Genomic DNA, 11383 nt, shown 5'->3' on the forward strand with positions numbered 1-11383 from the left:
ACGGCTCATCTTGACGTTTCTTGAAATTTAATATTAACTACTTCTTCAGTTTCGGTATTATATTCAATTCTTACATAAACGCCGAATTCTCTGTTACCATCTTTTAACCATAATTTAAATTTTTCAATGGTTGTATTCTCTTTAGATTCGCTTCCTTCATGTAGATAGTCAATAATATCTGCATTGGGATATTTAGATTTTGTCTCTGACATAGCGAGCTGTCCCCACTTAGCGTAAGCTGGAATTTCTCCTTGTGCATTAGCAATAGACGGAATATGTGTTGGTGTTGAATTAGCTGTAATAATAATTCCAAGTGCAATAATTGTTTTTCGCATAATTAATCTCAACTCCTTTTTTATAGGATGAGTCATTTGCTTAAATTCATTCAATCCATACCTCTTTAGATGTTACTGACTCAAGGCCAGCTCGCCAATATCTCTGGTACGTAAGAGAACGCGCATTTTATAAAAATATAAAATGTGCGTTCTCTCATTTTCATTAAATAATCAATTCTAGTTTTTTCGCTTACTATATTATTTCAACAACTCTTTCACACAGTGATGACAACTTTTCCTTGAGCGTGACCTTCTTCAAAATACCTGAAAGCATCAGGTACTTCACTGAACTTATAACATCTATCAATAACCGGTTTTACTTTGCCGGCTTCAAGTAGTTCTTTCATAAAAATCAGATCTTTTTGGTTTGCACTTTGTAACATGGTACCCATTTTTTTATTGCTGATAAATGAATGCCAAGGTCCAAGTACCATTGCCTGGGTTAGTTGTGCACCGGCACCTCCGACCATAACATAATTTCCTTTGGGATTTAATGAACGCTTATAAGCAGAAATGGGTTTGTATCCGTTAACAGCAAGAATCAGGTCATAACGCTCCGCTTTTTTTGTGAAATCTTCCTTGGTATAGTCAATGACATGGGCTGCTCCAATCGATTGCACGATGTCCACATTTCTCGTACTGCAAACAGCAGTTACCTCAGCCCCAAAAGACTTGGCAATCTGTACTGCGAAAGTACCCACGCCACCAGAGGCACCATTAATCAATACTTTTTGACCTGACTGAATTTTGCCTTTATCCCGGAGACCCTGTAAGGCTGTGACTCCCGCCATAGGTACAGCAGCAGCTTCCACAAAGGAAATATTGGCTGGCTTTATGGCCAATGCATTTTCAGGAACAGCTACATATTCGGCAAATCCAGACCACCCACAACTAGATAGATCTCCGAATACCTCATCGCCTGGTTGAAACTGTTTAACATATTTTCCGACTGCTTCAACACGACCCGCTATGTCACCGCCAGGTATGGAGTATTTGGGTTTTAGAAGTCCGAAAGCAAAGCGGGCTAAGAGCGGTTCTCCTCTCAAAAGTACCAGGTTACCATAGTTCACGGATGCTGCATGAATCTTAACGAGTACTTGATTGTCCTCGGGAGTGGGTTTTTCCACCTCTAACATTTCAAGAACATCAGGTGAACCATATTTGTAACACACAATAGCTTTCAGAATTATTCCTCCTAATTCCCTTCGAATTCTTCCTTAAAGACTATAAAGATTGTCTTATTTATAGATATTCCAGTAAAGAGTTAATCAAGACTGGTATTTGTAAAAAATCACACTAGTTAGATTAACAACGATTGACTACAAGTAAGAGCTGGATACTTAAAAAATGTTAAAAAGTCACTAGCATTTTCATTTGGACAAAAAAATGTCACAAGCATTAATGACGTCATATGACTGATTATTTGATACGATGTTAGGAGTATCGTAAAGGAGCGACTTTGATGACGACAGATATCAATTTACTATTGGCATTTGGAGCCGGATTTTTAAGCTTCATCTCGCCGTGTACTCTGCCTTTATATCCAGCATTTCTTTCTTATATAACTGGCATGACATTGGATGAATTGAAAACGAATCGAGGCATTTTGCAAAGAAGAGGTATGTTGCATACTCTATTTTTCTTGATTGGTTTTTCAAGCATTTTTATTGCACTCGGATTTAGTACAAGTTTGTTTTATACGTTTTTCCAGCAGAATCAAGAATTAATCCGCCAAGTTGGAGCGATTTTTATCGTATTATTTGGTCTGCTTGTTGTGGGCGTGTTCAAACCTGAGTTTTTAATGAAAGAACGAAGAATTCAGTTTAAAAACCGACCATCCGGTTATTTAGGGACGGTATTAATAGGAATGGCCTTTGCAGCTGGATGGCAACCATGCACGGGGCCGATTTTGGCGTCAGTGTTTGTATTGGCTACAGATAACCCTGGTTCAGGTGTATGGTATATGCTTGCTTATGTTCTTGGATTCGCTATTCCGTTCTTCGTACTGTCTTTATTCATTACAAGACTTGGGTGGATTCGAAAACACAATGCGAAAATCGTGAAGATTGGCGGATATGTCATGATCGCTGTCGGGATATTACTATTCTTTGATGGGATGACATACATCATCCGTATATTAAGTCCGATTTTTGGTGACTTCCGAGGGTTTTAACAGGTAAAATAAATGGTATGTGGCAGAGGTGGTGTTGAAGATGAAATCCATATCAACTTATGAACAATGGCAGGAAGTCGTTCAACGCGAGAAGCATCTGCTGCTATTTGTGAAAACGACGAACTGCTCGGTATGTGAAGGGTTATATCCGCAAATCGCTGCACTTGAAGATGAAGTGTCTATTCCGTTTTATGTCGTGAATGCAGCAGAGGTACCTGAACTTGCAGGGCAGCTCAGTTTATTTACAGCACCGGTTGTCATGTTGATGTTACAAGGAAAAGAGTATGCAAGGTATGCAAGGTTCGTACCTGTAAAAGAAGTACTAGGAAAATTACAAGAATTACAGAAATGGGAGGAATCCAATGTTTGAACTGTATAAACAAATTCCTTCACAATGGCTAATCATTGGTTCAACCATCATGGCAGTGGTCATGGGGACAATTGTGATGATGGTACGCGCGAAATCTGCGAATAGACCGGTCAGTGCGAAGAAAATAATACTGCCACCATTGTTCATGTCTACAGGGGCTTTGATGTTTGTATTTGAATATTTCCGTGTTCCTCCAATGCAAATTGCAGAGGCACTTGGTGTAGGTTTGCTGTTTTCATTGGTGTTAATTTGGACGTCCAAATTCGAAGTGAAAAATAACAACATTTACTTGAAACAATCGAAAGCCTTTATTTTTATATTAATTGGTTTGCTGATTATAAGAGTCATTGCAAAAGTCATTCTAAGCTCGACGATTGATGTAGGCGAGTTAAGTGGAATGTTCTGGATCCTTGCTTTTGGCATGATAGTGCCATGGCGCATTGCGATGCTGATTCAATATAAAAATCTCGAGAAGAAAATCATCCATAATCACACAGAAAAGCCGACCTTAACTTCATAGGTCGGCTTTTTTCTATATTTGTTAGCTATTTAGCTCAATCCGCACGGGGGCCTGACGTGAGTCGCTTTCAGGTTTAAAACAAATGTTCATAAGGAGTCATATCAATTTTCATAGACTCAAGCTTTTTACGTAGGAATTTATGATCCCGCTTCGGTGTTGCTTGAATATATCCTCGAATAATATGATCATGCTCAATGGAAGTCGCTTTTTCCTCCAAAGCAATTTGACCCACTTTACCCGCAATCTTTTGTTTAGCAACTGGTCTGAATAATTCAGGAACAGGCGTGACCAGCTCATTCAACATCAACTTTGCTTGATCTCCCCATAAGTGTAGAGACTCCTGGACGTAATGCTCTTCCCAGTCAAGTACGGATTTTCCATCATCTTTCGGCAACACTTTCAAAAACTTGCGGAACATGAAGTAGCCACCAATGGCAAACAGGCCGGCAAGTACAAATACCCAAAATACAATAAACCACAAAAACCACCCATCTAAGCCCAACATTCTCACCTCTTATACACGATTCTTCCATTATAGAAGGTTTTGACAAAAAAAACACGCCCTATGTATCTTTTTTCTTGATTTCTCTCTATGTAATGAGTGAAAGGAGGTGATGCAACATGGCAAACGTTGATTTCAAAGAAGCGGTTGTACGTTTAACGTATGACGCAGGACTCACTCAGGATGGGAAAATGATTAAAAAAGCGAAAACGTACCGCAATGTAAAACAAACTGCAACAGCTGACCAATTATCGGAATTAACAGGCATACTATCTAGCTTTTCATCGTTTCCGATTATCGCTGCTGAGAAAATTGAAACAGGTAATATCCAAAACTAATGGAGAGAGGAGACTAACAAATGGCACAAGTACTCGAAATGCAATTTGAAACAGCTGGTGGCAAAAAACTTTCTGTTTCCATCGATGATCCACGTGCGGATTTAACTGCACTGGAAGTGGAAACTGGGATGCAAGTAGTAATTGCAAGCGCAGTCTTTGAAGTGGATGGATTCGGTTTAGCCAATGCTTATAATGCACGTTTAATCGAACGAAATGTAACGGATCTGGTGTAATACCATAAAAGGCTGCCCCGCAAAGTGGGGCGGCCTTTTATTTTACAAGGAGGTTAAAATATGGAGCAATGGCTGAAGTTAATTCAAGAAGTAGGTTTTCCGATCTTCGTGTCGTTTTATTTGATGCACCGTGTGGAAACAAAACTTCAACTCATTCACGAAGCGTTGTTATCATTAAAAAACGGATAGACACAAATTCGTTGAAATCGCTGGATACTCCCTCCTTGAATTCATAAATCCGATTCGATAAGATGAATAGGAGCGAAAGTGGGGAGAGTCCATGACGAAACTAACAAAAGCGTTCATAGTCATAACTTTGAGCGTAATCTTATTGGCTGGATGTAATTCAAATAAGTTTAAAGCAGAAACTGACTGGGAAGTAGAATCTTTTTCACATGAATCACAACGTGGGGAAGACGTATCCTTGGATAGTTTAAAAGGGAAAGTATGGTTGGCAACATTTATTTTCACTAATTGTGAAACGGTGTGTCCGCCGATGACAATGAATATGACAATGGTGCAAGATGAATTAATCAAATTGGGTGTGGAAGATTATAAAATCGTCGCATTTAGCGTAGATCCAAAAGTGGATACACCTGAAATCTTAACAGAATACTTAGCTAAATTTAACCCACCTGACGAAACCAAATGGGAATTGCTTTCGGGTTATGATCCTGTTTATATTGAACAATTTGCGAAAGAATCATTTAAATCTTTAGTCAAAGCTGATCCTTCCTCCAATCAAGTGGTCCATGGGCAAAGCTTCTACTTAGTCGATCAAAACGGTGTAGTTGTAAAAAGCTACAATGGCTTTCAAGATGTGCAAAAAGAAGAAATCGCATCTGACATGAAAGCATTAATCGAACAAGGAAAGTAAAATGAACAGGCTAAGATAGATTTAGCTAATATTTAGTAGGATAGTTAGTCCTTTATGAGGACTAACTATCCTTTTTTTATTGATTGTTTTTGATTTTCTTCTTCAACTAATGCAGCAGGTATCTAAGGAAAAAGAATAACCATAGGTTTTCGCGTTATTTTTCCCATATACTGTATAACTTAACTGAGGAGTAGAACGTGCTGAAGTTAAGAATATGAATGAAACGTAACATCTTTGTTAATCTTAGATAATTCAGCAGGGAAAGAAAAATGAGAAGTATCTCACTTAACATTCACTAATTTCTTAAAAAAAGTCAGCTGTCTTTTCATACACGTCTGTCACAATAAGGATTGTAAGATCGTTTCACACTACATTTTAGGAGGAATTCGGTTATGAGAAAGAAATTAATCATTCCAGCATTGGCTTTAACTTTAGTGGGAGGAGCAGTCGTAGGTACAAGCCATATGATGCCTGCGTTTGCCAAAGACAATACAAGTAACACCAATCAAGAGGAACATCAAGATAAAGAGAACAGTGCACAATTGCAAAAAATCGCAAAAATTTCTAGTAAAGAAGCAGAAGCCATTGCCTTAAAAGAAGTTCCCGGAACAGTGAAAGAGTCTGAGCTGGAAGAAGAAGATGGTGTCCTTGTTTATGGATTTGAAGTGCAAACAACTTCAGGTGATGTAAAAGACGTCAAAGTAAATGCAAAAAATGGTGATATTTTCAAAGTTGAAAATGAAGACAACGATGAAGGAGACGGTGAAGAAAATGACGACAACATCAAAAATCTTCAAAAAAGAGCTTCATTATCAAGTAAAGAAGCAGAAGCTATTGCTTTAAAAGAAGTTCCAGGTACAGTAAAAGATTCTGAACTAGAAGACGAAGATGGCGTCGTTGTGTATGACGTTGAAGTTAAAAAGTCTGAAGGGATTATCAAGGGTGTCAAAGTAGATGCGTCTTCAGGCAAAATCATTAAAGTTGCTGACGAAGAAGAAGATAATGATGATGAAGTCGAGAATGACTAACATCAAAAATAAATCTATAAATAGTTCAAAGGAATAGATGAGTTTATTTCATCTATTCCTTTTTTCTTGCCAATTGTTATTAGTGATTTTAATTTATTCAGGTACGATTTAGAAAAAAGAGGGTCGTTGTGATTAAACAAAAGGATTTACAAAGGAGCACGAAACAGGTTAGTTGCGATGAACCACTTAAATTAGCATATAAAAAAGATGATGTTTATGGTCTTTTAGGAATAAATGGGCAGATGAGACCACGACCCTTTACAAGTTAATTGGTTATTTAAGCCTTCAAATGGCGAAGTTAAGTGTTAAGTGAAAATAGATTGATGTCGAACAAAATTGTAAGGCTCACTGTTGTTCGATTACATAGACATTACCTGATTTCTTGGAGGGTTCATATTGAAGAAAATATTGTTAATTGAAGACGAAGATAGTATCTCTGAATTTTTAGAGTTAGAACTCAAACATGAAGGTTTTGATGTCAAAGTTGTCGATGATGGGAGAGAAGGCCTGGACGCTGCGATGAATCAAGAGTTTGATTTAATTTTACTCGACCTAATGCTTCCACATTTAAATGGAATTGAAATATGCCGTAGGTTAAGAGTGGTAAAAGATACACCGGTCATTATGTTAACTGCCAGAGATAGCGTTATGGACCGAGTCATGGGTTTAGATGTGGGTGCAGATGATTACGTTTCAAAGCCTTTTTCTATTGAAGAACTATTGGCCAGAATGCGTGTGATTTTTCGGAGACAGGAGAAGCATGAAGACAGCATCGCCAAACATTTAAAGTTCAAAGAGATTGAAGTCGACACCATCTCTCGGACTGTAAAGAATAGAAGCAAAGAGGTTACATTGACAAAAAGGGAGTATGAACTTCTCTTGATGTTTATGCAAAATGTCAATCGAGTTTTAACACGTGAAATCATTTTAGAAAAAATTTGGGGATATGAGACATTTATTGAAACGAATGTGGTTGATGTATATGTTAGGTACTTACGTAACAAAATTAGTATCGAAGATGAAAACTACATCCAATCCGTTCGCGGGGTAGGGTATGTGATGAAATAATGAAGTTCAAGACGAAGTTAAAACTCAAATGGAAACTTGTTTTATGGTCGACTCTCTTAATGATAGGTTTATTTCTATCTTATAATTTATTGCAGTACTTCGTGATGAATAGTTGGATGGTTCGATATGAAGAGCAATCGATTGAGAGAAAGATGGATGCTACTCAAGAGTATTTCTCGGAGCAAGATAATCAAAACTTATCGATAAGTACGTTTAAAGAGAGTGAATCTTTTTTAGAATCTATCAATGAAAAATCAGAAACGATACGAATATATGATCGATATGGTAGAAGCGTTGTTGCAGTAAGTCAAGAGGAGGAATTAATCGTAACCGAAAAAACTGTTCAAAATGAACAGTTTGAATTACAAAAGATTGGTGATGATAGGCTCCTCATTTTCAGAAAACCACTAGTAGGAACGAATTTTGTTGGGACAATCGAAATCGTGAAAAATCTAGAAATTTTTGATGATTTGTTAGAACAATTTGGAATGATGATGTTTTTAACAGGCATTGGCGCCTTTTTTTTAAGTTTATTAGGTGCGTTATTCCTGTCAAAACAATTTTTAAAACCCATTCAGGATATTTCATATACCTTAACGAGGATAAAGAAATATGGATTGGAAGAGAGGGTAATGGTTCATCAAAATCGAGATGAAATTGCCCAACTTGCAGTTCATTTTAATGAGCTAATGGACCAATTAGAAGAGTCTTTTAATCAACAGAGACAATTTGTGGAGGATGCTTCTCACGAACTGAGAACACCACTATCTGTATTACAGGGAAACCTTATGATGTTGGAGCGGTGGGGGAAGAACAATACTGAAGTTCTCAATAAATCATTAACTTCCTCATTACGAGAAGTTGAAAGAATGAATAAGTTAGTCAAAGAATTGTTAGAACTTTCAAGGCTTGATTCTGAAACAACGAATGATTCAAACATTACACAAATTGAGCCGAAACTTGTGATTGAAAAAGTAATAAATGATTTTAGACTGACTCATCCTGATGTTGATTTTAATCTATTCTTAGCAGATAAAGCACCGATTGCGATGACAGAAAGCCATTTAGAACAAGTCGTTACCATATTAATCGATAATGCGATTAAATACTCTGACTTCAAAAGTAAGCTGGTAATTCACTATCAGTCAAAAGATCTCGAAAATGAGATAATTGTGCAAGATTTTGGAATAGGAATATCTAAAGAAGAAATCCCATTTGTCACGCACCGATTTTATCGCGTTGAAAAATCACGAAATCGTAAAAAAGGTGGTTACGGGATTGGACTTTCCATTGCTCAAAAAATCATGGATACATACATGGGAAGTATGAGAATAGAAAGTGAGGTAGGAAAAGGAACATCCGTGACACTTACTTTTCCCAATCCAAAATGATTCAAATCGTAATGATTTTATTCCCGGTAAATACCAAAAAAACTCTTCCATATTAAAGAGTGTAGGAGGACATTTTTTACTATTAGTTCGAAATGGTGTGATTCATGCATGGATAAAAAAATTAAACTTTCGATTTTTTTAATCATCGGCTTATTTTCCTTTATCGGTTTTGGGGTAATGGCTATTTTGGTTCATGGTCAAAAAGTGATTAAATTTGATGATATAGTCATCAACTCAATTCAAGGATTAGAGACCCCTTTTTTGACGACAATCATGAGGTTTTTCACTTTCCTTGGGTCTATTACAGCCATCGTATTGTTGGCGGTTGTAATTATGTTAATTTTCTATTTTGTGTTTAAAATCAGATCAGAATTACTTTTATTTTTAGGCGTGATTGTAGGCGCGAATATCCTTTTTATCACGTTAAAACTTATTTTTCATAGAGCACGTCCAGACCTGCATCGACTCATTGAAATTACGGGGTATAGTTTTCCTAGTGGGCATTCCACGAATGCAATAGCTATCTATGGTATCCTCTCATTTATTCTGTGGCGACATATTCCCATCAAATGGGAACGAACTGTTGTAGTAATTTTAAGCGTTCTGATGATTTTAGCAATTGGTATTAGTCGAGTTTATTTAGGCGTTCATTATCCGAGTGATGTGATCGGTGGATATTTTGTTGGAGGTTTTTGGTTAATAATTAGCATTTGGCTATATCAGTTCTACAAAGAAAGGTTATATGAACGAAAACATAATCTCAAAGTTGATAAATAAGCAATGTCTTTTATCTATATCGTACAGTTTTTCATAGGACTTCACTTTTCGAAAACTCGGATGCTGCCTTTCTTACAACGCTTAACCTGAAAATTCCCAAACAAAAAGACCCTCTCAAAGTGTCCCGAGAAGGTCTTTTGCATTTTTAATATAATTCAACCAGTGCAGGATATCCTTTGGAGTGATCAATTGGTAACGCTTTCCTGTGTGTGTGAAAAATTCAGTGATAAATCGTTGCCATGAAGAAAAAAGACATCAACTGGTCCGAACGGTCGATTCATATCCCGAATGGAAAACGGCCAGTATCGTCCTCTTCACGAAGGAATGTGAGGAACACTTGAAAGTCTATCTTGAACCTCAGTGGGACGACCTGCCATATCTGTTTCTGAATACATCCAATAGCGAGCAGATTTGCAGGCGGACCATTCAAAAGCGGTTTACGCGTTAAACCAATAAGCTTGGCTTTAAGCTGACCCCACATACGCTCAGACATACGTTCGCAGCACACCTCGCCATCAAAGGGATGCCGCTCGTGTGTATCCAGACCCTGTTGGGCCATCACGATTTGAAACAGAAGCAATACTACGTAAGGCTCTACGACCATGCCCGGAAAGCCATCTATGACGAATGGATGTAATTTAGGGGATATAGGGAATCTTCGCAAAAAAATTATATTAACGCAAATAACCTACCATTCATAAAATGCCCAAAACCCTTGAATATAAGGGTTTTGGGCATTTTTGTTTAGGTGTTAAGGTTAAGAAAAGAGGGATTAACGCAAAAACGACTGAAAATCGAGCAAATTCGAAGGAATAAATGAAGATAAGGGTTGTTTTCTATCGAGTTAAACCTGAATATAAGGTTTTTGCAGAAACGGATGAAATATATTTTATGAAAAAGCGAGAGTAATCGGTGAAGCCATTGGGAATTTAATTCAATATATTGGCGACCAGTTTGTTAAATATAGAGTGAGACATTTAATAATGAATGGAGTCTTTGAAATAGAAGGTATTCCAAAAGCAATGAGGTTTTACAGTGTGAAACTCCGTTAATCTTCTTAAACTAACGGATGCTTTAGTCAAGTAGAGCAACGTCTTTTAAGACGTTGCTACATTTACATATAAAAGTACTTCTGATAAACAACCGGTTATAGCAGGTTCAAACATTGCAGTGGTTACAGGATTGTTTAAAAATACTTCCTACTATTTAAGAGTAAAAGTAGTAGGCGGCTTGAACGATGGTATATCTAACGTTGTTACGGTAATAACAGCAGATCCATTACTACCTGCTAAAAAGAACAACAATTAAAACCGCAATCATGAATGTGAAAAGCCGTTCACAGGCAGTCATTTATGCCGTTCGAAATCAACTTGTTCCGTTTTCTTATTTAAAAATCACTTATAAAAAAATGTCCTGTCCCTTATTATGTCCCTCTTGGTATAGCACTTTTGTTTTATGCAGGTATAGAACCAAAGAACAGCAAAAGATACATCCTATGTTTAATTTTCAGAAAAATATAAATGTGGGATGATAAGGGTTAATTGGTTTATATTTCTGAATATTTAATGAATAGATGTTGAAAACCCCAGTTGATACCAGATTAGTTGAAAAATTTTGAAAACCTGATGTTGAAAGACAGATCAGTGTATTAAATGTGAAGTTAAGTCATTGGCACGATACCTTTACATTTTTACAAATATATTAATTTACTTTTAGTTAGATAGGGGAGAGGAATGAGGAAAAGGAGAAACAAAAAAATTATTATTAGAAT

At 36.9% G+C, this 11383-nt stretch carries 15 protein-coding genes; 12 read left to right on the plus strand and 3 right to left on the minus strand.

The window, feature by feature from the left end:
* Positions 1–5 precede the first annotated feature (5 nt).
* Together MHH33_RS09155 and MHH33_RS09160 are read right to left on the minus strand one after the other, a co-directional pair.
* Positions 6–389: a YqzG/YhdC family protein gene (locus MHH33_RS09155; protein WP_342543659.1), complete on the minus strand. Its 384-nt coding sequence runs from the start codon at positions 387–389 to the stop codon at positions 6–8.
* 161 nt (positions 390–550) lie between these two features.
* On the minus strand, positions 551–1507 hold the full coding sequence (locus MHH33_RS09160; protein WP_342543660.1) for an NAD(P)-dependent alcohol dehydrogenase: 957 nt from the start codon (positions 1505–1507) through the stop codon (positions 551–553).
* A 290-nt stretch (positions 1508–1797) separates the two neighbouring features.
* On the opposite strand from MHH33_RS09160, the gene MHH33_RS09165 reads away from it, so the two are divergent.
* Genes MHH33_RS09165 through MHH33_RS09175 form a run of 3 tightly spaced genes read left to right on the plus strand, consistent with a single transcriptional unit; the run spans position 1798 to position 3398 of the window.
* Positions 1798–2508 (plus strand): cytochrome c biogenesis protein CcdA, encoded by a 711-nt coding sequence (locus tag MHH33_RS09165; protein ID WP_342543661.1) that lies wholly within the window; start codon positions 1798–1800, stop codon positions 2506–2508.
* Positions 2509–2548: 40 nt separating this feature from the next.
* On the plus strand, positions 2549–2878 hold the full coding sequence (locus tag MHH33_RS09170; RefSeq protein WP_342543662.1) for a thioredoxin family protein: 330 nt from the start codon (positions 2549–2551) through the stop codon (positions 2876–2878).
* 1 nt (position 2879) lies between these two features.
* The gene (locus tag MHH33_RS09175; protein ID WP_147640323.1) at positions 2880–3398 is read left to right on the plus strand and encodes a cytochrome c biogenesis protein CcdC; all 519 of its coding nucleotides are present in this window, start codon (positions 2880–2882) and stop codon (positions 3396–3398) included.
* A gap of 73 nt (positions 3399–3471) precedes the next feature.
* Here MHH33_RS09175 and MHH33_RS09180 read toward each other — a convergent pair whose 3' ends face one another.
* The gene (locus tag MHH33_RS09180) at positions 3472–3903 is read right to left on the minus strand and encodes a DUF2621 domain-containing protein (RefSeq protein WP_016427159.1); all 432 of its coding nucleotides are present in this window, start codon (positions 3901–3903) and stop codon (positions 3472–3474) included.
* A gap of 116 nt (positions 3904–4019) precedes the next feature.
* Here MHH33_RS09180 and MHH33_RS09185 point away from each other — a divergent pair, with 116 nt between their 5' ends.
* The 9 genes from MHH33_RS09185 to MHH33_RS09225 all read left to right on the plus strand — a co-directional run bounded on the left by MHH33_RS09185 (position 4020) and on the right by MHH33_RS09225 (position 10664).
* Complete coding sequence (locus MHH33_RS09185; RefSeq protein ID WP_016427160.1) at positions 4020–4238, plus strand: DUF1659 domain-containing protein; 219 nt, start codon at positions 4020–4022, stop codon at positions 4236–4238.
* Positions 4239–4258: 20 nt separating this feature from the next.
* Positions 4259–4471 carry a DUF2922 domain-containing protein gene (locus MHH33_RS09190; protein ID WP_342543663.1) on the plus strand — a complete coding sequence of 71 codons (213 nt, stop codon included), beginning with the start codon at positions 4259–4261 and terminating at the stop codon, positions 4469–4471.
* 60 nt (positions 4472–4531) lie between these two features.
* Positions 4532–4660 carry a YvrJ family protein gene (locus tag MHH33_RS09195; protein WP_016427162.1) on the plus strand — a complete coding sequence of 43 codons (129 nt, stop codon included), beginning with the start codon at positions 4532–4534 and terminating at the stop codon, positions 4658–4660.
* A gap of 91 nt (positions 4661–4751) precedes the next feature.
* Positions 4752–5348: an SCO family protein gene (locus tag MHH33_RS09200; protein ID WP_016427163.1), complete on the plus strand. Its 597-nt coding sequence runs from the start codon at positions 4752–4754 to the stop codon at positions 5346–5348.
* A gap of 392 nt (positions 5349–5740) precedes the next feature.
* On the plus strand, positions 5741–6376 hold the full coding sequence (locus tag MHH33_RS09205; protein WP_342543664.1) for a PepSY domain-containing protein: 636 nt from the start codon (positions 5741–5743) through the stop codon (positions 6374–6376).
* A 396-nt stretch (positions 6377–6772) separates the two neighbouring features.
* Positions 6773–7444, plus strand: a complete 672-nt coding sequence (locus tag MHH33_RS09210) for a response regulator transcription factor (protein ID WP_342543665.1) — start codon at positions 6773–6775, stop codon at positions 7442–7444.
* 59 nt (positions 7445–7503) lie between these two features.
* Positions 7504–8835 (plus strand): HAMP domain-containing histidine kinase, encoded by a 1332-nt coding sequence (locus MHH33_RS09215; protein WP_342543666.1) that lies wholly within the window; start codon positions 7504–7506, stop codon positions 8833–8835.
* Between the two features lie 108 nt (positions 8836–8943).
* On the plus strand, positions 8944–9612 hold the full coding sequence (locus MHH33_RS09220; RefSeq protein WP_342543667.1) for a phosphatase PAP2 family protein: 669 nt from the start codon (positions 8944–8946) through the stop codon (positions 9610–9612).
* 884 nt (positions 9613–10496) lie between these two features.
* Complete coding sequence (locus MHH33_RS09225; protein ID WP_342543751.1) at positions 10497–10664, plus strand: DUF3658 domain-containing protein; 168 nt, start codon at positions 10497–10499, stop codon at positions 10662–10664.
* The last annotated feature ends 719 nt before the right edge of the window (positions 10665–11383 follow it).

The organism is Paenisporosarcina sp. FSL H8-0542 (assembly GCF_038632915.1).
Taxonomy (GTDB): domain Bacteria; phylum Bacillota; class Bacilli; order Bacillales_A; family Planococcaceae; genus Paenisporosarcina.